General features: G+C 63.1%; 18 protein-coding genes. 15 read left to right on the top strand and 3 right to left on the bottom strand.

The features are described from left to right. The first annotated feature begins 192 nt into the window (after positions 1–192). Positions 193–1980 carry a BCCT family transporter gene (locus tag FO013_RS17500; protein ID WP_143923836.1) on the top strand — a complete coding sequence of 596 codons (1788 nt, stop codon included), beginning with the start codon at positions 193–195 and terminating at the stop codon, positions 1978–1980. Positions 1981–2267: 287 nt separating this feature from the next. Here FO013_RS17500 and FO013_RS17495 read toward each other — a convergent pair whose 3' ends face one another. The 3 genes from FO013_RS17495 to FO013_RS17485 all read right to left on the bottom strand — a co-directional run bounded on the left by FO013_RS17495 (position 2268) and on the right by FO013_RS17485 (position 7268). Further along, on the bottom strand, positions 2268–3830 hold the full coding sequence (locus tag FO013_RS17495; RefSeq protein ID WP_143923835.1) for a GMC family oxidoreductase: 1563 nt from the start codon (positions 3828–3830) through the stop codon (positions 2268–2270). Between the two features lie 13 nt (positions 3831–3843). After that, positions 3844–5322 carry an aldehyde dehydrogenase family protein gene (locus tag FO013_RS17490; RefSeq protein WP_143923834.1) on the bottom strand — a complete coding sequence of 493 codons (1479 nt, stop codon included), beginning with the start codon at positions 5320–5322 and terminating at the stop codon, positions 3844–3846. Positions 5323–6320: 998 nt separating this feature from the next. Next, positions 6321–7268: a hypothetical protein gene (locus FO013_RS17485; protein ID WP_143923833.1), complete on the bottom strand. Its 948-nt coding sequence runs from the start codon at positions 7266–7268 to the stop codon at positions 6321–6323. Here FO013_RS17485 and FO013_RS17480 point away from each other — a divergent pair. The 14 genes from FO013_RS17480 to FO013_RS17415 are packed head-to-tail and all read left to right on the top strand — an operon-like array spanning position 7206 to position 22806. Beyond that, a complete protein-coding gene (locus FO013_RS17480) occupies positions 7206–8579 on the top strand; it encodes a tetratricopeptide repeat protein (RefSeq protein WP_260848240.1) in 1374 nt (457 codons plus the stop codon). The two genes, FO013_RS17485 and FO013_RS17480, sit on opposite strands and share 63 nt — an antisense overlap. After that, positions 8576–9613 carry an HAD-IIA family hydrolase gene (locus FO013_RS17475; RefSeq protein ID WP_143923832.1) on the top strand — a complete coding sequence of 346 codons (1038 nt, stop codon included), beginning with the start codon at positions 8576–8578 and terminating at the stop codon, positions 9611–9613. Before FO013_RS17480 ends, FO013_RS17475 begins: the two co-directional genes overlap by 4 nt. Next, on the top strand, positions 9606–9863 hold the full coding sequence (locus FO013_RS17470) for a hypothetical protein (RefSeq protein ID WP_260848237.1): 258 nt from the start codon (positions 9606–9608) through the stop codon (positions 9861–9863). The genes FO013_RS17475 and FO013_RS17470 overlap by 8 nt, the downstream gene beginning before the upstream one ends. Further along, positions 9860–10663: a TlyA family RNA methyltransferase gene (locus tag FO013_RS17465; RefSeq protein WP_143923831.1), complete on the top strand. Its 804-nt coding sequence runs from the start codon at positions 9860–9862 to the stop codon at positions 10661–10663. Before FO013_RS17470 ends, FO013_RS17465 begins: the two co-directional genes overlap by 4 nt. Further along, complete coding sequence (locus FO013_RS17460) at positions 10660–11601, top strand: NAD kinase (RefSeq protein ID WP_186293183.1); 942 nt, start codon at positions 10660–10662, stop codon at positions 11599–11601. Before FO013_RS17465 ends, FO013_RS17460 begins: the two co-directional genes overlap by 4 nt. After that, positions 11602–13305: a DNA repair protein RecN gene (gene recN, locus FO013_RS17455; protein WP_143923830.1), complete on the top strand. Its 1704-nt coding sequence runs from the start codon at positions 11602–11604 to the stop codon at positions 13303–13305. 15 nt (positions 13306–13320) lie between these two features. Beyond that, positions 13321–14559: a putative cytokinetic ring protein SteA gene (steA, locus tag FO013_RS17450; protein WP_143923829.1), complete on the top strand. Its 1239-nt coding sequence runs from the start codon at positions 13321–13323 to the stop codon at positions 14557–14559. After that, the gene (locus FO013_RS17445) at positions 14552–15502 is read left to right on the top strand and encodes a copper transporter (protein ID WP_143923828.1); all 951 of its coding nucleotides are present in this window, start codon (positions 14552–14554) and stop codon (positions 15500–15502) included. Before steA ends, FO013_RS17445 begins: the two co-directional genes overlap by 8 nt. 1 nt (position 15503) lies before the next feature. After that, positions 15504–16379, top strand: a complete 876-nt coding sequence (locus FO013_RS17440; protein WP_143923827.1) for a hypothetical protein — start codon at positions 15504–15506, stop codon at positions 16377–16379. Continuing rightward, on the top strand, positions 16376–18100 hold the full coding sequence (gene murJ / locus FO013_RS17435) for a murein biosynthesis integral membrane protein MurJ (protein ID WP_143923826.1): 1725 nt from the start codon (positions 16376–16378) through the stop codon (positions 18098–18100). Before FO013_RS17440 ends, murJ begins: the two co-directional genes overlap by 4 nt. Further along, positions 18097–19284, top strand: a complete 1188-nt coding sequence (locus FO013_RS17430; RefSeq protein ID WP_143923825.1) for a glycosyltransferase family 4 protein — start codon at positions 18097–18099, stop codon at positions 19282–19284. Before murJ ends, FO013_RS17430 begins: the two co-directional genes overlap by 4 nt. Before the next feature lie 33 nt (positions 19285–19317). Next, positions 19318–20454 (top strand): group 1 glycosyl transferase, encoded by a 1137-nt coding sequence (locus FO013_RS17425; RefSeq protein WP_143923824.1) that lies wholly within the window; start codon positions 19318–19320, stop codon positions 20452–20454. An 8-nt stretch (positions 20455–20462) separates the two neighbouring features. After that, on the top strand, positions 20463–22145 hold the full coding sequence (locus FO013_RS17420) for a CTP synthase (protein WP_143923845.1): 1683 nt from the start codon (positions 20463–20465) through the stop codon (positions 22143–22145). Positions 22146–22158: 13 nt separating this feature from the next. Continuing rightward, positions 22159–22806, top strand: a complete 648-nt coding sequence (locus FO013_RS17415) for an NUDIX domain-containing protein (RefSeq protein WP_143923823.1) — start codon at positions 22159–22161, stop codon at positions 22804–22806. Positions 22807–22815 lie beyond the last annotated feature (9 nt).

Below are 22815 nucleotides of genomic sequence, written 5' to 3'. Positions count from 1 at the left end.
GGGTCATTCCACTTTGTGGGGTGGCCCCTTTCTCGTATTCAGGAGTAGGTTGCTCAGATTCTCTTGACACCAGGTGAGTTGATGGTGCGCGGCCTATCGGGCAATGATGGAGAACCTTTCCGCGCATGATCGCACCCACATCGCCACTGGTTGGGTAGTGTGGGCCGCACATACAGAAGGAAGGTACCGCCCATGCTCAATCGACTGCACGATACCCTCAGGCTCCGGACGAATCCGGCGATCTTCTTCTCGTCGGCCGCGGTCATCATATTGTTCGTACTTGCTACGATCTTCTTCACTGACGCCCTCGATACCGGAGTTTCTGCAGCCTCGGATTGGCTGCTGACGAACCTCGGTTGGTTCTATATCCTCGGTGTCACCGTGTTCTTGGTCTTTCTCATCTACATTGCGGCCTCGCGATATGGTCGAGCGAAACTCGGTCCGGACAATGAAGAGCCAGAACACTCGAACGGTGCCTGGTTCGCTATGTTGTTCGCTGCCGGCATCGGTTCGATCCTCATGTTCTGGGGAGTGGCAGAACCAGTCAGCCACTTCGGCGATCCGCCACGAGCCTCGCTCGGCATCGAACCCGGCACCGTTGAAGCGGCGACGGACGCCATGAACTTCACCTACTACCATTTCACCCTGCATACCTGGACGATCTTCACCCTTCCGGCTCTGTGCTTCGCCTACTTCATCCACAAGAGGAATCTTCCACCGCGTGTGAGCTCCATCTTCCAGCCGATTCTCGGTGAGAAGATCCACGGTCCCATCGGGAAGCTCATCGACGTCGTCGCCATCATCGGCACGGTATTCGGCATTGCGGTATCTATCGGTCTCGGCACACTGCAGATCAACGGTGGTCTGGCAGAGATCATCGGAATTCCAGAGAATGCACTCTGGCAGCTGATCATCATCGGTGTCGTCTGCGGCCTGGCAACCATCTCCGTGTCATTGGGCCTGGACAAGGGCATCAAGGTTCTGTCGAACATCAACATCGTCATTGCGGTGCTGCTGCTGATCTTCATCATCGTTCTGGGACCGACGCTATTCATGGCCCGCGGCATCTTCGAGTCATTGGGCACCTACATTCAGACTCTTCCTGAGTTGGCACTGTGGAACGACACATTCGCCGATACCGGCTGGCAGAATACGTGGACAGTCTTCTACTGGGCCTGGACGATCACCTGGTCGCCCTTCGTCGGCATCTTCATCGCCCGAATCTCCCGTGGTCGCACGATCCGTCAGTTCGTCATCGGAGTCCTCGCTGTTCCCTCGGCCTTCTCCATCCTCTGGTTCGGAGTCTTCGGCTACGCATCCTTCGACATCGAGTTCAACAAGGGTGGTGGCCTCGTCGATCGTGTTGTCGGCGAGGGAGACATCCCAGGAGCGCTCTTCGCCTTCCTCGATCACTATCCGCTCGCAGGGCCGGTGTCGGTGATTGCGATCATCCTGGTAGTCATCTTCTTCGTCACCTCGGTGGACTCCGCTGCGCTGGTGGTGGACACGATGAACAACGGTCACGAGGACTTCAATCCCTTGGGTCAGCGCATATTCTGGGCAGTCTCTGTTGCCGTTGTCACCGCGGCCCTGCTCGTCTTCTCTGGTTCGGGCGGGCTCGAGGCACTGCAGTCGACGATCATCCTCGTCGGGCTGCCGTTCTTCATCATCGCGTACTTCCAGATCTACGCTCTCATGCGCGCGTTGCGCGAAGACGCAGGTGAACTGCCACGTGTGCGGATGCGCAAATGGAAGAAGGTGCTCCCACCCGAAGAGGTTGAGCGCAGGACCGATGATGATGACGTCTTCGGGCACGAATACGACGAAGATGAAGAGGTCGTGATTACGCCTGAAGCTGTTGAGCCGGCTCCTGAGTTCCGTGACCCCTACGTCCCGGGTGATGGAAGGAAGAAGAAGCGCTATGGAACGCTGGCCAGCCGAACAGGCAGCGCCAAGAGCGAGCCGGAACATCCAGGCTGACGCGAGTGAAGTGACGCGTCCCGCCTAGGACGGGCTAGGGGACTGACCAAGCCTGCGTGCCGGGTGTGGCCAGTCCCTCTGCTTTGATCAGACTGAGCCGCTGTCTATGCCGGGGTGCTCAAGCGCGTCCGGGAGGGACACATCTGTCACCGGACAGGGTTTCCACAGCACCGTTGGTGTTGGTTGATGTGGAAGAGGGCCCCGCTTGTCAGCGAGGCCCTCTTGGGTGGTCCTTATCTCTCAGAACACTGACCGGCGTCGACCGATCAGGATTCCGCGATGAGACGTCAGGATCCTGTTTTGATCATTTCGGCGCACTTCTCACCCATCATCATCACTGTGATGTTCGGGTTGACCGTCGTGATCTCCGGCATTGCGGAAGCATCGACGACACGGAGTCGATTGACACCCTTGACTCGCAGCTGGGGATCCAAGGGCGACGACTGGTCATCGGCTGCACCCATCCGCGCCGTGCCCACCGGGTGGTAGACGGTGTTGTGGGTGCGGGTGATGTAGTCCTCGATCTGCTCATCGGTCTGGACATCCTTGCCGGGGAAGAGTTCCTCACCGGCCCACTCGGACATGGCGTCCTGAGCCACGATGGCACGAGCCTTGCGGATACCGGCGATCATGACACGCATATCGTGGCCCTCAGGGTCGGTGAAGTACCGAGGATCGACGTAGGGCTTGTCCCGGAAATCACGCGAACGCAGGCGCACGGTGCCGCGTGAGCGGGCATGCGTGACGTTCGGAGTCAGACAGAAGGTGTTCTCCGACGTCGGGTAGCCCTGACGCAGTGTATGCATGTCGAACGGCACGGAACCGTAGTGCATCATCAGGTCGGGGCGGTCCAAGCCTTCTTCGGTGGGGGTGAAGATTCCGGCCTCCCACCACTGGGTGGAGTCGTCGACCATCGGCTTCTTCGCATCCCAGGCGATGACACCTTCGGGGTGGTCCTGCAGGTGTTCACCGACACCCGGCGAATCGACGCGAACATCGACACCCACCTCGGCGAGGTGATCCTTAGGACCGATTCCCGAGAGCATCAGCAGCTGAGGAGTGTTGATCGCACCAGAGGAGACGATGACTTCCCGCTTGGCTTCGATGCGCTTGGTGTGGCCGAAGGCGTTGTTGACGACGTGGACGCCGGTGCAGTTCTCCTGATCGTCGAACTCGAGGACCTTGGCCTGAGTGTCGGTGAGGATCGTGAGGTTCTCACGGTCGAGGATTGGGTGCAGGTAGGACACCGAGGAGGACGAACGGGTGCCGTCGGCCTTCCGGTTGACCTGGAAGAAGTTGGCACCGTTGATGACGGTTTCGCCTTCGTTGAACTGAACGCGGGGGATGCCCTCCTGCTCACAGGCGTCGAGCAGGGCGACACCGCATGGGTCGTTCGGCGGCACATTCATCAGGTGCACGGGGCCGTCGTGACCGTGGTGGTCACCGGGAAGCTCGTTGCTCTCCAGCTTCTTGTACAGGCCGAAGGTGTCTTTCGATCCCCACCCGGTGGCGCCGAACTTGGTCTCCCAGTCATCGAGATCCTCACGCGGGGCCCAGAAGGCGATGCACGAGTTGTGTGAGGAGCAGCCGCCGAGGACCTTCGCCCTGGCATGCCTCATATGAGAGTTGCCGTGCTCCTGCTTCTCGATGGGGTAGTCCCAGTCGAAGCCTGACTCGAGGAGTTCCATCCACCGGTTGAGGCTGAGGACGACGTCTTCGCCGACGTCGGTCGGGCCCGCTTCCAGCAATCCGACGCTGACCTCGGGATCCTCGCTGAGGCGCGCGGCCACGGCAGCGCCCGCGGAGCCTCCGCCCACGACGACATAGTCAAAGCTATGAGTAGTTTCCACGTTCTGATTCTCCTTATTTGCTGTGATCGGGGAACCAGCCGGTGACGGCGGGCTCGAGGTTCTGGTAGATGTGCTTGGCTTCCTGGTATTCGGCCAGACCGGTCGGTCCCAGTTCGCGGCCGAAGCCCGACTGCTTGTATCCGCCCCACTCAGCCTGTGGCAGGTAGGGGTGGAAGTCGTTGATCCAGATGGTTCCGTGGCGCAGACGCTGGGCGACCAGCTGAGTCTTGCCAGCATCCTGGCTCCAGACCGCCCCGGCGAGACCGTAGTAGGTGTCGTTGGCGATCTCGACGGCCTCATCGACCGTGGAGAAGGTCTCGACGGTGACGACAGGGCCGAATGCTTCGTCGGAGACGACAGACATTCCACGCTTGACCTGGTCGAGAATGGTGGGCAGGTAGTAGTAGCCCTTCTCCAGATCACCCTGGCCCCATGTGCCGCCGCAGCGCACGCGAGCGCCTTCGGCCACGCCCTTGTCGACATAGGCGGTGACCTTGTCGCGGTGGGCCGCGGAGATGAGCGGTCCGGTTTCGGCATTGTCATCGAAGGGTCCGCCGAGGCGGATCTGCTGAGCACGCTCGACGAGGCGGTCGACGAACTTCTCGGCGATGGATTCTTCGACGATGAGTCGGGCCCCTGCGGAGCAGACCTGGCCGGAGTGGACGAATGCAGCGTTGAGCGCGTTGTCGACAGCGGCTTCGAAGTCCGCGTCGGCGAAGACGACGTTCGGGTTCTTGCCGCCGAGCTCGAGTGCGATCTTCTTCACGGTTGCTGCCGCGTTGGCAGCCAGCAGGCGTCCTGTGACCAGGCCGCCGGTGAAGGAGACCATGTCGATGTCCTCATGAGTCGACAGCGGTGCACCCGCATCGGCGCCAGCGCCCAGAATCAGGTTGCCGACTCCTGCCGGAAGGCCCAGCTCTTCGAGCACCTGCATCGTCAGGATCGCCGTGTGCGGGGTGAGTTCGGCAGGTTTGAGGATGAACGTATTTCCGGCTGCCAGGCAAGGCGCGATCTTCCAGGCGGCCTGCAGCAGCGGGTAATTCCACGGGGTGATGAGGGCACAGACGCCGACGGGCTCGTGGACGATGCGGCTGGCGACCGTGTCGGTGCCGGCGTCGACGACGCGGCCGGCGTCATTGGCGGCCAGTTTGCCGAAGTAGTCGAAGCAGTTGGCGATGTCATCCATATCGATCTCGGACTCGACATAACGCTTGCCTGTGTCAAGTGATTCGGCGCGGGCGAACTCTGCCTTGCGCTCCCGCAGGACCGATGCGAACTTGAGGAGCAGATCGCCCCGCTCGCTGGCGGGCACGCTCGACCAGACGCCCGAGTCGAAGGCGCGACGGGCGGCGGCGATCGCGAGTTCGGTGTCGGCTGGGCTGGCTTCGTCCACCTCGGCGACGAAACTGCCGTCGGCTGGATTATGGATCTCTCTGATCCCGCCGTTCTGGGCCGAAACCCACTGTCCATCGATGAAAAGCGTGTTGGGCACGATGTCTCCTATTCCTTGATGGTGAAAATCATTGAGATTGAGTCTGTCTTGGCCACCCATGTCGAAGTGCGAGTCCTTGCTGAGTGCATGTCTCCTCTTTCCGCTGGTGGTGACGCTTCCGAGAGCCACGATATGCGAACAAGGGCATCCGATGCTCAATCGGATGAACAGAGTCACAGATTACCGACGATTCTGTGCGCACATGCGGCCTTGCATGGTCTGGGGTGAAGGCTTCCGTGTCTGCGAGGGGTCCGGAACAGTCGGTGCTGTGTGGAACCTCGTGCTGCGATCTGTGCACTGAACCTGCGGTGACAATGAGCACAATTGTCGGGACGTCGATAGGGTATTTGAAACACCGGGTAATCATGCAACGGTGCCTGATCTGGGTTCCGGTATTCAGGTGTGACATCAGAAAAAAGGCAATTGCTGATGTAGTTTCATGTGGCGATAATGCGGTTGAAGCGGGGACGTGAAAAGAGTGGACCAGCATGCTCGATTTTTCCACACCAGGCTTCATGAATCCCCTACTGACCGCGATGAGATGACCGTGTGTCCCCGTATGCCGTTGCTGAGGGCACGGTTCGCCACGATTCTAACAGAGCACTTAGAGGCGATCTTGATCTGATGTTATGGCCTGATGCCTAATAGGGGAGTGGTCCGCCTAACCATGCACCGCCACTTCGTCCGATGAATCGAGGTGGCCGGAGACTGCGGGTTGTGTGGTCCGGACCTGACCGGTGGCTGCGAAAGAGAACTTACCGTGACCATCGCATCACTCTGTCGACAATGAATTCGTGTTCCCACGCACACGACTTACCCGTTTCGAGTGGACTAGAATGGTGCGGAATCATTGAAAAGACTTTATAGGGAGAATCGTGGCCCCAGGGGATTCGCGAGACAGCCAGCAGAACCGCCGCTCGGACGGCGGGCGCCGCTCAGATCGCGACAGCAATCACAATCGTCGACAGGACTCCCACCAGTCCCGGGACGAGCGCGGGTCACGTAACTCCGATCGTCGCGACGACCGCCGAGGCGGCTACCAGGGCAATCGCTCCAGCGATGGTGAGCGTCGTGGTGGTTACCAAGGCGACCGTTCCAGCGATGGTGAGCGTCGGGGTGGTTACCAGGGCAACCGTGGCAATGGTGGCGACCGTCGTAATGATGGTGAACGCCGTAGCTTCGGCGGCGACCGTCGTGATGATCGTCGTGGTGGATACCAAGGCGACCGCAATAAGGACGGTGACCGTCGTGGTGGTTACCAAGGCAACCGCTCCAGCGATGGTGAGCGTCGTGGCGGTTTTCAGGGTAACCGTTCCAGCGATGGTGAGCGTCGTGGTGGTTATCAGGGTAACCGTTCCAACGACAGTGAACGCCGCAGCTTCGGCGGCGACCGTCGTGATGAGCGTCGTGGCGGCTACCAGGGCGACCGCAATAAGGACGGTGAACGTCGCGGTGGTTACCAGGGCAATCGCTCCAGCGACGGTGAACGTCGCGGTGGTTTCCAGGGCAATCGCTCCAATGATGGTGAACGCCGTGGTGGTTATCAGGGCAATCGCTCCAATGATGGTGAGCGTCGTGGTGGTTATCAGGGCAACCGTTCCAACGACAGTGAACGCCGCAGCTTCGGCAGCGACCGTCGTGATGAGCGTCGTGGTGGATACCAAGGGGACCGCAATAAGGACGGTGACCGTCGTGGCGGTTACCAAGGTGACCGCTCCAATGATGGTGAACGCCGTGGTGGATATCAGGGCAATCGCTCCAGCGACGGAGAACGTCGTGGTGGTTACCAGGGCAACCGCCGCGATGACCGCGGAGGAAGCCGACGTCGCGACGGCGGCGGTGACCGCGGAGGCTTCGGGCGTAACAATAATGACCGCAGAGCCGTGCGCTCTACCGAGACCGGCGAATACGCACGCGAACAGCGCGCACGCCGTCCGCGCATCCAAGAGCCGCCTATTCCCGAAGAGGTCACCGGCAAGGAACTCGACAAAGAGCTGCTGGGACAGCTGCGTACCCTCGACAAGGAGAACGCAGCAGCAGTTGCCAAGCACCTCGTCTCAGCCGGAGGGTTCCTGGACGTCGATCCGGAACGCGCCTACGAGCATGCGAAGGCAGCCATGGCCCGCGCGGGTCGCGTTGGCCTGGTCCGAGAAGCACTCGGCATTGCCGCCTATCACGTGGAGAAGTACGACGAGGCAGTTCGCGAACTGCGCACGCACCGACGAATCTCCGGCTCGAACGACAACATTGCGCTCATCGCAGATGCAGAACGCGGTCGTGACAAGCCTCAGAAGGCTATCGAGCTGTTCGAGTCAGCCGGTGAGCTTGAACTCGACAACGATGCTCGCACCGAACTCGTCATCGTTGCCGCCGGAGCGAAATCGGACCTCGGTGATCTCAAGGGCGCACGGGCTCTGATCGAAGCCGAAGACTTCACCCAGAAGCCAAGCGGTGCGCTGGTGCGCCTGATGGCCGCATATTCTGAAGTGCTGCGCCTGCACGGGGAAACCGAGATGGCTGACAAGTACGAAGAGCTCTCGCGTCGCACTGCCAAGGCCACGGGCACTCTCTTCGGGGACGAAGAGCCAGACCCCAACCTCGGCGTGGAAATCGAGACAGTCGAAGAGATCGACGATGATGAGCCTGCCTCACTCGACGATGATCCTGCTGAGGCTGAGGCTGAGGCTGAGACTGAGGCTGAGTACGGCTCGGCACACGATGCCGATGCTGTCGGCATGGCCGGCGTTGACAACAGGGACGATGCAGAACTCGAAGATGCTGAGTTCGACGATGCCGAGACCGAACTTTCGATCGCGGCTGGTTCAGGCGCAGATGATGTCGATTTCGACGACGCAGACGCTGAGGGCGCGGGTGAAGCAGAGTTCGACGAGGACGCTAGCGACGCCGAGGCCGATGAGGCCGACGAAGCTCCTACGGTCAGCCTCGTCGCAGACAACGCCATCACAGATGCCGTTGCTGACGCTGCTGGAGACGATCACGTTCCGGCGAAGTCGAAGACGCACGTCTCAGAGAAGGAACTGAAGAAAGTCAAGGTCTCCGACGAGGAGATCGAAGCTGAACTCGACGAACTGCTCGAGGATGCCGAAGGAAGCGCCGCTTCCGATGAGGAGACTTCCGAGTCCTCCGATGAAGAAGCTCACGCGGACCCCGAAGCATCGGGCACGAGCCTCAAGCCTGCCGACAATGCGAGCTCAGAGGAGACGAACGTCTCGTATCGGCTGAACGGTCATCAGTGACGCCAGTCGCCAACGCAGCAGCACCGGTCGATCGACGTGCGCCTGAGGAATCGGGCGCACCGATCGATTGTGTGCTGTTCGACCTCGACGGCGTCGTCTACCACGGTCCGGAGCCGATCTCCGGAGCAGTGGAGGGCATCAACTTCCTCCACGAGCAGTCCATCCCCGTCAACTATGTGACGAACAACGCTACTCGCACCGCCGGTGTGGTGGCCGAGCACATCTCCACGCTGGGAATCAACACGACACCGGCCGAGGTGACCACCTCGGCGCAGGTGCTGGCCGGACGGCTTGCCGAAAGATTCGGAACCGGGGCACTCATCTACCTGGTGGGCGCAACCGGACTGGCCACGGCGCTGGAATCCGAGGGACTGACACTGACCCACAATCTGGATGACGGCCCCGTCGCCATCGCTCAGGGCCTCGACCCGGACATCACGTACCAGGCGATCGTGCGCGCCTGTGAAGCGATCACATCAGGCATCGAATGGTGGGCGACCAACCCCGACTATTCGATGGTCGGTCCCAGGAGCCGAGTCCCAGGCAATGGGGCATTCATCGACATGCTCTCCAAGCTCACCGGTGCTCAGCCGACCGTCGTCGGCAAACCCTCCCCACACATGATGGAGTTCGCGGCACGCAGGATCGGAGCCCAACGACCTCTGATGGTCGGAGATCGCCTCGACACGGATATCGAAGGCGGCAACTCAGCAGGGTTCGAAACCGCTCTCGTCCTCACCGGCGTCCACGACATTCATGACGCCCTCCGTGCCCGCCCTGGTCTGCGTCCTACCTATATCCTGCCCAGCCTGCGTGGCCTGCCGAAGCTCATCGACGGCGAGGATACGTATGGATCCGCCGGCGGAGCGCTTGGATCTGCGGGCTGTCGGATCGTCGATGGTCAACTGTGCCTGGACGATTCAGCCCACAGTGGGGCCGCCATCGTCCAGGACGCTCTCCGACTAGCATGGGAGGCGATGGACCGCGGCGATAACGTGGCTCCAGGGAATCTGCCACGGAGGATCCATGACTGAACCGATGCACGAGCCACAGCAGAACGACGAACCACAGCAGGCCGAAGCGCCTAGCCAACCGGCATCGCCGAGCCGACCCGTGCCACAGGCTCCCACCCCGGCACCCACACCGGCCTCTGTCAACGGTGATGTGCCCGTTGAAAACTGGCGCCGTGACCTTGAGCAGATCGACCAAGCACCAAGCACCGAACGACACGGACTCCTGTCCACACTCCTTGATGACCTCGACTCTCAGGTGAGTTCATTGTGAGCCGACTCGACCGCGAACTAGTCGAACGGGAACTGATCGCCACTCGGTCCCGAGCGGCACGGGAGATCGCTGCCGGACGGGTCAGCATCAATGGCCGAGCAGCCGCGAAGCCCTCGCAGGATGTGACAGACGCCGACGAGCTCACAGTCACAGAACCCGACCCCTGGGTGGCACGCAGCGCACACAAACTCCTCGGCGCACTGGAGTCCTTCTCCATCACTGACTTCGCTGGCAGAACCGCGCTCGACGCCGGTGCCTCCACCGGCGGATTCACCCAAGTCCTCCTGCACCGGGGAGCGAAGGAAGTCTGGGCCGTCGACGTCGGACACGACCAGTTCGACGCGGGGCTTCGCCAGGACCAACGAGTCCGTGTCCGAGAAGGCCTCAACCTGCGTGAGCTGGAGAGTTCCGACGTGCCGCAGGTCGATGTGGTCGTCGCCGACGTGTCGTTCATCTCCCTGCGCCTGCTGTTGGCTCCGCTGCTGGCAGCCACACAGTCCACCGGCGAACTGCTCCTCATGGTCAAACCCCAGTTCGAACTCGCCCGTGGTGCACTCGACAAGCACGGCGTCGTCTCCACCGTGAGCAAGCGACGGCGGGCCCTTGACTCCGTCCTCGCCGGCATCGCCGAACACGAGGCCCGCGTGGTCGATGTCGCGGGCTCCGTGCTTCCCGGTCCCAGTGGAAACCTGGAGTACTTCCTGCGTGTTCGACCAGGGAAAACACGAACCGAGTCCGATAGGCTCAACGAGGCGGACATCGCAACCCATCTGGATCAGATCATGAGAGGAGAGCCGTGAGCCGACACATCATGGTGCTGCTGCATCCCCAGCGCGAGGAATCAGCAGTGGCAGCAGTGAGCGTGTGGAAGGCGCTCCTCGACGACGGAATCACCCCAGTCGTCCTCGACGAAGAGGTCCTCGACTTCGCCGAACGCAGTTCCCACGCCGACGTGCAGCAGGAACTCCTCAGCCGCTGCGAGGTCATCGACCCTGCCCAGCTCGCGACCTGGAAGACCAGATGCGAACTCGTCATCGTCCTCGGCGGTGACGGGACGATCCTGCGGGCAGCCGAACGCTTCCACGGTTCCGGGGTCCCGCTCATGGGCGTGAACCTCGGACATGTGGGATTCCTCGCCGAGAGCGAAAGAGAAGACCTCGCCGAGGCTGTCCATCGGGCCTCCCAGCGTGACTACCTGGTTGAGGAGCGCCTCGCCCTGGACGTCACCGTCTGGCACGAGGGGGAGGCCATCTACAACGCCTGGGCCCTCAACGAGGCCACAATCGAGAAGACGTCGAAGGCCCGCATGATCGACGTCGTCCTGGGCGTCGACGCTCGACCGGTATCGTCGTTCGGCTGCGACGGAGTCATCCTGGCAACACCGACCGGTTCGACCGCATATGCCTTCTCCGCAGGCGGTCCCATCGTCTGGCCCGAGGTCGAAGCACTGCTGCTCATCCCGATCTCAGCCCACGCCCTGTTCACCGAACCGCTCGTCGTCAACCCAGACTCCCGCCTCGGCGTGGAGATCTCCCCGCGCAATCCCGACTTCTCCGCCGTCCTATGGTGCGACGGCCGGAGAGCCCTCGAACTGCCAGCCGGGGCGCGGATCGAAGCCAAGCGTTCACAGTCACCGATCAAACTGGCCCGACTTCACACCGGCCCCTTCACCGATCGATTGGTGGCGAAGTTCCGACTGCCCGTCTCCGGTTGGCGGGGACCGATCGAGGAGGCGTAGATGATTTCCGAACTGAGAATCTCCCGCCTCGGCGTGATCGCCGAAGCAGAGGTCGAACTCTCCACAGGTTTCACCGTCGTGACCGGTGAGACCGGTGCCGGTAAGACGATGTTCGTCTCAGCACTGAGCCTGCTCATGGGCCGCAAGGTCGGTTCAGGTGTGGTTCGCAAAGGCGCAGAGAAGGCCGAGGTCGAAGGAATCTTCTCCGCTGTCACCGACTCGGTGCGCTCCCGCATCGAAGAAGCCGGAGGCAGTGCCGAGGATGAAGCCATCATCTCCCGCACCGTGGCACAGAAGGGCCGCGCCCGCGCCACCGCCGGTGGACGCACCGTCCCCATCTCCGTGCTGACCGAGATCTCCGATGAGCTCATCACCCTCCACGGACAGTCCGAACAGCTGCGACTCAAAGGCCCCGCCCAACAGCGGCAGCTGCTCGACGCAGCGGGAGGCCCCGAGCTCGAGGCCGTGGCTAGCAGATACCGTGCAGCATTTGAGAACTGGCGCGAAACCCAGACCCGGGTCGCCCGAATCAAGGACAGCACCGCGGCCAGACGGGAGAGGATCCTGTGGCTCGGCGGCTGCCTGGAAGCCATCGACAAGGTCCGTCCGGTCCCAGGCGAAGATGAAGCACTGACCGCGCAGGCTGCGAAACTCGGAGCCGCGGTTGAGATCACACAGGCCGTCGGCAGTGCCCACGACCTCCTTCTCGGCAGCGAACTCGACGATGCCGGCGCCGCCGTCGACCACGTGCACCAGGCGATCAGCGCGCTGACCGATGTGGAATCCGCGGACCCGGAACTGGCTCGAATCAAGGCCGCCCTCAACGACGCGGTCCTGCGTCTGTCCGATTCCGCCGCAGAGCTCAGCTCCTACCTGACCGGATTCGACGAACTGGGGGAGACCTCACTTGAAGAGACCGAAGCTCGCAGAGCCGAACTCGGATCGTTGTCCGCCTACGGGCAGGACGTGGCCGAAGTGCTTGACTTCGAAACACGCTCAGCTCAGGAACTGGCCGAGCTCGAAGCCGATGATCGCGATCTCGGACAGCTCGACGCCGAACTCGACGAAGCACGCAGCGCAATGGAAGCTGCCGGCAGCGCGCTGACAGAGATCAGAACCGCGACGGCAGCATCCTTCTCCCAAGCCGTGAGCGCAGAGCTCGCCGCCCTGTCGATGCCGAAGGCCCAGGTGACGTTCGAACTCACCGAACGGGAACCGACAGCACACGGCTGCGACGATGTCCGTCTCACCTTCGCCCCACACGATTCCTCGGCCGGTGATGACATCGGCAAGGTCGCCAGCGGTGGTGAGCTCTCACGCGTGATGCTCGCCATCGAAGTCGTCCGCGCGGCAGGGGAGGCCATCCCCACCTACGTCTTCGACGAAGTCGACGCCGGTGTCGGAGGAAAGGCCGCCATCGAGATCGGCCGACGCCTCGCCAAACTTGCTGAGAACGCACAGGTCATCGTCGTCACCCACCTGCCCCAGGTCGCAGCCTGGGCTGACACCCACGTCACCATCGTCAAGGACGACGACGCCGAGACCGTGAAATCCGGCGTCAGAGAACTCAGCGAAGACGAACGGGTCATCGAACTCTCACGCATGCTCGCCGGAATGGAGGACTCCTCCTCGGCGAAGGCCCATGCAGCCGAACTCCTCGACTCAGCACGGCAGGTCAAGACCGGTCAGACCGCGCTGACATGAGAGAATGGGCGGACCATGAAAGTGCGTAGAACTCGGGAGAAGCTCACAGTCCCAACCAGGTCCGGCCCGGCTCCTGCCAGACTCGATCGGCGGACGAAAGACCTCACCAAACGTTTGAGCGCAGGCGATATCGCGGTCATCAAACACGCCGACATCGACCGGATCTCTGCCGAGGCGCTCGTTGCCTGCAGACCCGCCGCAGTCATCAATGCGGACAAGTCGATCTCCGGTCGCTACCCCAACCTGGGGCCGGGAATCATCGTCGACGCCGGAATCCCGCTCATCGACGCCACCGGCCCGGAGATCTTCGACCTGGTCGAGGAGAACTCCCAGATCAGCATCGCCGATGACACAGTGCTTCTCGACGAGAAGGAGATCGCCACCGGCATCGTCCAGACCTCGGAGACGATCGCGGAGGACATGCACGCAGCCGAGGCCGGGATGAACTCCGTGCTCGTGGATTTCGTCGACAACACGATCGAATACATCCGCAAGGACTCGGACCTGCTCTCGGCCGAACTCGTCGTCCCCGAGGTCGCCACGACGTTCGACGGCAGACACGCTCTCATCGTCGTCCGCGGCTACCATTACAAAGAGGACCTCGCGATCCTCGCCTCCTACATTCGGGAGTATCGTCCGCTTCTCGTCGGTGTGGACGGTGGAGCCGACGCCATCATCGAAGCCGGTTACAAACCCGACATGATCGTCGGCGATATGGACTCCGTGTCCGACACCGCGCTGACCTCCGGGGCCGAGATCGTCGTCCACGCCTACCGGGACGGAAACGCACCCGGAACCGAGCGCGTCCATTCCCTGGGCGTCGACTGCGTCGCCTTCGCCGCCTCGGGCACCAGTGAGGACATCGCCATGCTGCTGGCCGACGACAAGGGCGCAAGCCTGATCGTGGCCGTGGGCACACACGACACCGTGATGGAATTCCTCGATAAGGGCCGAAAGGGCATGGCCTCGACTTTCATCACGCGCCTGCGAGTGGGTTCGAAGCTCATCGACGCCAAGGGTGTCTCGCTGCTCTACCGTCAGCGGATCTCCAACCTGCAGCTGAGCATCCTGATCATCGCGGGACTCGTCGCACTCGGTGTGGCACTGTTCGCGACAGCTGCCGGCCAGACGCTCATCGGGCTCGTCGGAGCTCAACTCGACGGGGTCTTCGGTTGGATCGGCTCCTTGTTCGGCGGCGACCCTGCCGCATCCTCAGAATCTGCCAGCATCATTCAAGGACTGACCAGTGATTGATTTTCGTTACCACCTTGTCTCACTCGTCTCGGTCTTCCTGGCCCTGGCGGTGGGAATCGTCCTGGGCGCTGGACCGCTGAAGGAACCGATCGGTGAGTCCCTGCAGAGCCAGGTCGACTCACTGCGCGCCGACCGTGACGATCTGCGAGCGAAGATCGATGCAGCCAACGGCAACATCGACAAGCAGAACGACTTCGTGACCTCTGCCGCCCCCGAACTCATCGGCGACACGCTGAAGGGCGAAGACGTCAGCATCATCGGCGCACCGAAGGCCGACCCCGAGCAGGTCGAAGAGGTCACCAACCGAATCAAGGAAGCCGGCGGAAAGATCGGCGGAGACGTCTCCTTCGTGGACAACACCCTGTCGCTGACGGACTCCAAAGACTTCCTCAAAACCTTGAGGGACTCGGTGCCGAGCCTGCCGAAGGACGATTCGACGGCGCTTCGGTCTGCCCTCGTCATCGCTCTCACGGGCAAGGCCACGATGCTCGAAAGCGGCAAGGACCGGGACGCTGCGGAGAAGAAGTCCTCCGGAATCTTCGACGCCTTCGTCGACGCGGGACGCCTGCGCACAGACACCGACCACAAGCCGACTTCGCTCTTCGTCGTCATCGATGATGAGAATTCGAAGCTCGCCGATGAGACCGAGCCCAGCCCCGAAGCGACCAATGACAAGGCGAACCGCACCCTCATCACCGATTTCATCAATTCGCTGACCTCCGACTCGACGTCCGTGGTCGTGGCCGGAGATGCGGGCTCTGCCCAGAACGGGCTGGTGTCCATCCTCAGGACCGAGAAGTCGCGGGCCAGCACCGTCGACGGACTCGGGCTGGGAGCCGGGGCCGTCATCACCGTCCGCGCCCTTGCCGCAGGCGAAGCCGGGACCCACGGCCACTACGGTTTCTCCGATGATGCCGAAGAGATCATGCCAGGAAAGGACTGAGATGATCCGCTCACTCGTCAGCTCCGCCGTCGCCGGCCTCCTCGGCTACACGGCGACCAAGGCGATCCTGTCCTCGAAGCTGCGCACCCATGACAAGGTCGTGCGTACGAACCATGCCGGCCATGACGTCTCCCTCGTCGAAGGTCCAGCGGTCACCGCGGGACTGCTCGCAGGCAGCTTCCTCATCGAAGCACCGCGTCAGCGCGCAGCGACCCTGCTGGTGACCACCGTCGCCGGAGGTCTGGGTGCGGTTGATGACTTCCTCGAATCAGGTGACTCGAAGGGACTGCGCGGTCACCTCAGCGCCCTGGCCCAGGGCCAGATCACGACCGGTGGGCTCAAAGTCATCGGAATCCCGCTGGCCTCGATCGCGGCTGCGACGATTCTGCGGACCGGCACATGCACAAGCAGCGGCGGGCTGTTCTCCTCGAACTCAACGACCGCAGACCAGACCTGGTTCGGTTCCACGGTCGACGTCGTCGTCACCGGGGGAGTCATCGCCGGAACGGCGAACCTGTTCAATCTGCTCGATCTCCGCCCTGGACGCGCCCTCAAGGCAGGACTGCTGACGCTGTCCTTCATGCCCCACAAGCACGGCCTGACCTGGGCGCCCAGCGCAGCCATCGCCGGGGCCACCGCCGCGGCGTGGCCAGACGACCTCGACGGGGCGGTGATGCTCGGCGACACGGGCGCCAACGCCCTCGGCGCCGCATTGGGCACGATCGTCGCCGAGAACTCTACGGCCACCCAACGTGTTCTGGTGCTGTCTGGCCTGGTCGGCCTCACCCTGCTGAGTGAGAAGGTCTCGTTCACCTCCATCATCGAATCCACCCCCGGACTGCGTGAGATCGACGCCTTCGGCCGCGAGGCCGTGTGAGTAAGCTGGTTCGAGTCTTCGCCTCTGCGGCGTTACTCGTCTCGGTCATCACCCTCTTCACCCGCCTCATCGGGTTCCTGAGGTGGTTGGTCTTCTCGCCGACTGTGGGTGCTGGCACCGTCGGCACCGCCTACCAGTCGGCGAACCAGGTTCCCAACATCCTCTTCGAAGTCGTCGCCGGCGGCGCGCTGGCCGGGGCCGTCATTCCGCTCCTGGCGATTCCCCTGGCACGCTCGGACAGGGAAACGGCGGGACGGATCGCCTCGGCGCTTCTGACCTGGGCCGTCTCAGTCACCCTGCCGTTGAGCATCATCCTCGCGGTCTTCGCCGACCCGATCGCCAACCTGCTGATCGAGGATGGGGACGAGCAGCACAGAGCGACCGCGGTATTCCTGCTCATGTTCGCACCTCAGCTCGTCCTCTACGGCATCGGCGCCGTGCTCACCGGTGTTCTCCAGGCACACCGGAAGTTCCTCTGGCCGGCATTCGCGCCGCTGCTCTCGAGCCTCGTCGTCATCGGATGCTACTTCGCCTACCAGGCAGTCGGCGGCACCGACGGCACCTGGCAGTCCCACATCGGCTGGCTCGGCTGGGGCACCACGATCGGCGTCGCGGCCCTGGCACTGCCGTTGGCCCTGCCGATGCGCTCGACCGGTCTCAAGATCTCGCCCACCTGGACCTTCCCTCCCGGTGTCGCCCACCGTGCACTGCGACTGGCCGGAGCAGGAATGGCCGCGCTGCTCGCTCAGCAGGCGGCGGTGGTAATGACGCTGCGAATGGCGAACTACTCCGGCGGTGAAGGCACCTACGTCCTGTTCGCCTACATCAACGCCGTCTACCTCCTGCCCTACGGGGTGCTTGCGATCCCACTGGTCACGGTCATGTTCCCCTCCCTGTCCGGATGGGTGGGACGGACCAAGGATCCCGATTCGAGCGCCGAGGACCGAGAAACGGCCACGCTGCGCCTGCACCAGCTGACGTCGACGACTACGACGGTCATCGTCAGCATCGGCCTGCTGGGCACGGTGATCCTGATGACCGCAGCCGGAGCCCTGGAGACGTTCTTCACTGCCATCGATGCTGCCAGCGGACACGCATCAGCGCCCTTCTCCTCGATGAGCCAGGCGATCATGGTCATGGCCCTCGCAGTCCCGGGCTGGTCCTTCGTCGCTTGGGGGACGCGCGTCTTCTACGCCATGGAACGCTCCCGCCACGCGGCCGTGGCGACCACGGTCGGCTGGGTCTTCGTCATCGTCGGCATGGTGCTCGCGATCCTGGTCACAAACGCGGACGGAGACGCCGGCCTGACCCTCGTGGCAATCTGCGCCGGCTATGTCCTCGGTATGAGCGTTGCCGGTCTGTTCCTGCTCATCTCGATGCGCCGGGTCCTGGGAGCGGCTGGCCTGCGCGGCATTGTGCGCCGCAGCCTCCTCTCCCTGCTGGCCGCGGCCGTCGCCTCAGCCGCCGGTGTCCTCGTATCCGGGTGGCTGGTCGACTCTCTCGGCACCGCAGCCGTGGGCTCGGTGATCAACGGCGTGGTCTCCGCCCTCGTCGGCGTGGTGATCTTCATCGGCATCCTCGCCATCGATCGCAGCTATCTCGCTGAGGTGCGCGGACTGCTGTCGAATCGCCGAGGTGGTCCCGACCTCGCCGAACAGACCGACCCTGCCGTACAAGCGCAGCGACCGATCACTCCGACAGAGAATGAGGATGAGAGATGAGAATCGTCTACGTGCTCGGCACATCGACCGGGGGTGTCGGCACCCATGTGCGCGCCCTGGCCCGTGACCTCGCAGCCGCCGGTCATGAGCTAGGGGTCATCGGTCCCGCTTCCACCGATGAGCACTTCGGCTTCTCCGCCCTGCCCGGGGTCCGCTTCGCGGCACTCGACATGGGAACCGGAATCGGTGCCCGTGACGGCGCTCTCATCATCCGGCTGCGCAGGCTCATCGGCAGCTTCGACGCCGACATCGTCCACGCCCACGGCTTCCGGGCAGGCTTCGTCACCCTGCTGGCAACGAGGTCCATTCGCCACCGTCCCCGCCTCATCATCAGCCTCCACAACCGAGCCAGTGGTCAGGGGCTGAGAGGCACGGTCGAGACCGGTATCGAGACTCTGCTTGCCAAGGGCGCGGACCTGACGATCGGTGCCAGCGCCGACTTGGTGGACAGGGCTCGGGAGCTCGGCGCACGCGATGCCAGGTTCGTGCCCGCCGCAGCCCCGGAGGTCCTTGAGGTCCCCGCCGAGGCGGCCGATGCCACCCGTGCGGCACTGGCCGCGGAGTTCGGATTCGGGCCAGACGCGCTCATCGTGCTCGCCGTCGGGCGTGTCGCACCGCAGAAGAACTATCCGATGCTCGTCCGGGCCCTAGGCTGCCTCGGCGGGCCTGAGCCGGGCGAGTCGCATGAGCCGAATGCGCGATCCGAGCGTCAAGGACCAGAACTCGTCGTCCTCATCGCAGGAGCCGCTGACCAGGCCGTCCTCGACGAGGTGCACGGGCAGTACGAGGACCTCGCCGCCACCTCGGCGGTGCCTGCTCTGCATTTCCTCGGCCCCAGAGGCGATATCGCCGAACTCAATGCGGCCGCCGATCTCTATGTGCTCACCAGCGTCTGGGAGGCCCGTGCACTGGTGCTGCAGGAGGCGCTGATCTCCGGACGAGCCATCATCGCCACCAGCACGGGTGGCACGACGGAACTCGTCGGGGATGCGGGCATTCTCATCGACGACGATGACGACATGGGCCTTGCCGCAGCCATCGCTGAACTGGCCTCGGATCCCGCTCGCAGGGCCCAACTGGCTGCCCGGGCCAAGGCCCGCGGAGCCCAACTTCCCGATGAGAGAGAAGTGGCCAAAGAACTGGTGGGCATATACACGGAACTCATGTCCTCCCAGGTAGGGTAGAAGCAGCGTCGAACTAATGAAAAGGATGAGGAAATGAGCGAATCCGGCGAGGTCCACCCACTCAGCGCAGACACGAGGATTCTGCATGTACTCGCCGAAACCACGGGTCCCGTCGTCGAAGTCGCGAAACTCGCAGTGCTCGGGCATCTGCGCGCCGGCTTCAAGGTAGCGGTCGCTGCCCACCGTTCGCTGCTGGGCACATTCGGAGTCCCCGAAGAGCTGGCGGACAACTTCCGCGAGATCGAGCTGGCAGCCCGACGACGCTTCACCTTGGCAGATCCCAATACTGCGTTCACTCTGCACAAGTACTACCAGCACGTGGACATCGTCCACGCTCACGGCCTGCATGCTGCGACGCTCGCCGGTCTCGCCTTCACCGGTCTCCCCGCCCGACTGCACCCGAAGGTCGTCGCGACGATCGAGTCCTTCGACGCAGCCGGCGTGATCGAGAAGACCGGCGCGGAGATCGTGGGCCGCACCGCAACCGCGCTCCTGGGCACCACCGAACCGGTCGTCGACTACTTCGGGGGCAAGGTCCCGATCGTCGAACGCGCCGAACTCGTTCACCCGGACATCGACGTCGACCTCACCGTCAGGACACCGCGCGCACAGGTGCGCCGGGAACTCGGCGTCGAAGAGGGCACGTGGATGGTCGCCAGCCCCATTGCCCTGCGCGACCACACTGCTCTGGCCACGGTCCTCGATGCGGCAGACCAGATCAACACGAAACGGCCGGGACGTCCCGTCGTCACGGTCCTCACCGGCACGGGCAAGGACCGGTCCACGATTGAGTCCGCCTTCGCCGACCGCGGCGTCATCGTCGCCCCAGCCGATGACCTCGTCGACGTCGCAGCTGCCGCGGACGTCGTCATCGCCAGCGAGACCATGACGGGACTCAGCCATGAGGACCTCATGCAGCTGTCGAAGCCGGCGGTCTTCATCGGCAACCCGCGACGTGCCGGCATCTGGGGCGCTGCGGCCAAAGCCGTCGCAGCCGACGACACCGACGCGCTTCTGAGTGAGATCAATCATCTTCTCGACGACCCTGCCGGACGCGGAACGCAGGCTGTGGCCGCGAAGAAGCGCGTGATTGACGTGAACAACGGGGCCGCGATCTCTGCGACGCTGCTTGACCTCTACGCCGAAGTCGCCGAATCGTCGGATTCGTGAGCCCAACTTTGATAGGATCAAATCCCGTGGTGAATCGAACTGGCCCAGGCGGCACAAATACGGCAAAGCACATCTTCGTCACGGGAGGCGTTGCCTCTTCGTTGGGCAAGGGACTGACGGCTTCGAGCCTCGGCCACCTGCTCACTCAGCGCGGACTCTCGGTAGCAATGCAGAAGCTGGATCCCTACCTCAATGTGGATCCCGGAACAATGAATCCCTTCCAGCACGGCGAAGTCTTCGTCACCGAAGATGGTGCTGAGACCGACCTCGACATCGGCCATTACGAACGTTTCCTCGACGTCGATCTCGACGGCGCAGCCAACGTGACGACCGGACAGGTCTACTCCTCGGTCATCGCCAAGGAGCGTCGCGGGGCCTACCTCGGCGACACCGTTCAGGTCATCCCGCACATCACCGACGAGATCAAGTCGCGGATGCGGGCCCAGGCCGAACGGCCCATCGACGAACGTCCCGATGTCATCATCACCGAGATCGGCGGAACCGTCGGTGACATCGAATCCCAGCCGTTCCTCGAGGCCGCACGACAGGTTCGACACGACATCGGCCGCGACAACGTGTTCTTCATCCACGTGTCCCTGGTTCCGTACCTCGGACCCTCCGGCGAACTGAAGACGAAGCCGACTCAGCACTCTGTCGCGGCACTGCGCTCGATCGGCATCCAGCCCGACGCGATCGTGCTGCGCTCCGACAGGGAGCTTCCAGACTCGATCCGCACGAAGATCGCCTCCTCCTGCGACGTGGAGTCCGACGCCGTCGTGTCCTGCGTGGACGCACCGAGCATCTACGACATTCCGAAGGTCCTCCACGACGGAGGCCTCGACGTCTACGTGATCCGTCGCCTCAACCTTCCCTTCCGAGATGTCGACTGGACGAAGTGGGACTGGGTTCTCGAGCGCGTCCACAACCCCGAGCACACCGTGCGCGTCGGCATCGTCGGCAAGTACATCGACCTCCCGGACGCCTATCTGTCGGTCACCGAGGCATTGCGCGCCGGTGGATTCGCCAACAACGCCAAGGTCAAGGTCGAATGGATCGCCTCCGATGACTGCGACACAGAGGAAGGCGCTCATGAGCGTCTGTCCGGTCTGGACGCGATCTGCGTACCCGGCGGCTTCGGCATCCGCGGCATCGACGGCAAGCTCGGCGCACTCAAATACGCCCGGACGAGCGGGATTCCGACCCTGGGCCTGTGCCTGGGCCTGCAGTGCATGGTCATCGAGTATGCCCGGAACGTGGCCGGCATCGACGATGCATCGTCCTCCGAATTCGATCCCGATACGCAGGTCCCCGTCATCGCCACGATGGCCGAACAGCTCTCCATCGTCGAAGGCGAAGGCGACTTGGGCGGAACCATGCGCTTGGGCACCTACGAGGCGAAGCTCGACGAAGGAAGCGTCGTCGCCGGAGTCTACGATTCGACGCTCATCACCGAACGCCACCGTCACCGCTACGAGGTCAACAACACCTACCGTGATCAGCTGGCCACGGCCGGTCTTCACTTCTCGGGCACCTCGCCCAGCGGGGAACTCGTGGAATTCGTCGAGCTGCCGGAATCTGAGCACCCCTACTACGTGGCGACGCAGGCTCACCCCGAGCTCAAGTCACGCCCGACTAAGCCGCATCCGCTGTTCGCAGGGCTCGTGGCAGCGGCACTGAAGTCCAAAAAGTAGGCAGGACCCCCGAATGAGCGATCTGCGCGACGAGGCCTATACGCCGACCATCACTGAATCCGACGTGGTCTACCACGGAGCGGTGTGGAACATCCGGCGAGAGACCTTCGACTTGCCCGAAGCATCTGGGCTGGTCCGCGACATGATGGCTCACACGGGTGCTGTAGCCATTGCGTGCGTGGATGAGCAGGAGCGGATCCTGCTCATCCAGCAGTACCGCCATCCCGTCCGGGCCAGGCTCTGGGAAGTCCCCGCCGGTCTCCTCGATATCCCCGGCGAAGATCCCTTCGCCGCTGCGAAGCGAGAACTGGCAGAAGAAGCCGATCTGCGGGCCGGACGCTGGGAAGTCCTCACCGACTCCTGCCTGACACCAGGCGGCAGCAGCGAATCGATTCGCCTCTACCTGGCCAGGGACCTCGAGCTCATCGCCGATGAGGACCGGCACGAACGCAGCGAAGAGGAAGCCGGCTTCAGATTCCGTTGGGCCAACCTCGACGAGGCTCTCGACGCAGTGGGCGCGGGAGAGATCACGAACTCGATCGCGCAGCTGGCGATCCTGCAGGTGGACCGCATCCTGCGTGCCGAAGCCGCCGGGGAGCCCATCAGAACCCGCGGCGTCGATGCGCCCCGCCGTCTCATTGATGGCCGACCGCGAGCCTGAGGTCTGACC

Origin of the sequence: Brevibacterium aurantiacum (assembly GCF_007558825.1) — a bacterium.
In the GTDB taxonomy this organism is placed as follows: Bacteria; Actinomycetota; Actinomycetes; order Actinomycetales; family Brevibacteriaceae; genus Brevibacterium; species Brevibacterium aurantiacum_A.
Note: the sequence above shows the minus strand (reverse complement) of the source record. Positions and strands in the feature narration are given on the sequence as shown.

Bases quoted from the DNA above. Each gene is read 5' to 3' on its own strand.
- FO013_RS17500 (WP_143923836.1), top strand. From the start codon at position 193: ATGCTCAATCGACTGCACGATACCCTCAGGCTCCGGACGAATCCGGCG.
- FO013_RS17470 (WP_260848237.1), top strand. From the start codon at position 9,606: ATGACTGAACCGATGCACGAGCCACAGCAGAACGACGAACCACAGCAG.
- recN (WP_143923830.1), top strand. From the start codon at position 11,602: ATGATTTCCGAACTGAGAATCTCCCGCCTCGGCGTGATCGCCGAAGCA.
- steA (WP_143923829.1), top strand. From the start codon at position 13,321: ATGAAAGTGCGTAGAACTCGGGAGAAGCTCACAGTCCCAACCAGGTCC.
- FO013_RS17440 (WP_143923827.1), top strand. From the start codon at position 15,504: ATGATCCGCTCACTCGTCAGCTCCGCCGTCGCCGGCCTCCTCGGCTAC.
- FO013_RS17430 (WP_143923825.1), top strand. From the start codon at position 18,097: ATGAGAATCGTCTACGTGCTCGGCACATCGACCGGGGGTGTCGGCACC.
- FO013_RS17425 (WP_143923824.1), top strand. From the start codon at position 19,318: ATGAGCGAATCCGGCGAGGTCCACCCACTCAGCGCAGACACGAGGATT.
- FO013_RS17415 (WP_143923823.1), top strand. From the start codon at position 22,159: ATGAGCGATCTGCGCGACGAGGCCTATACGCCGACCATCACTGAATCC.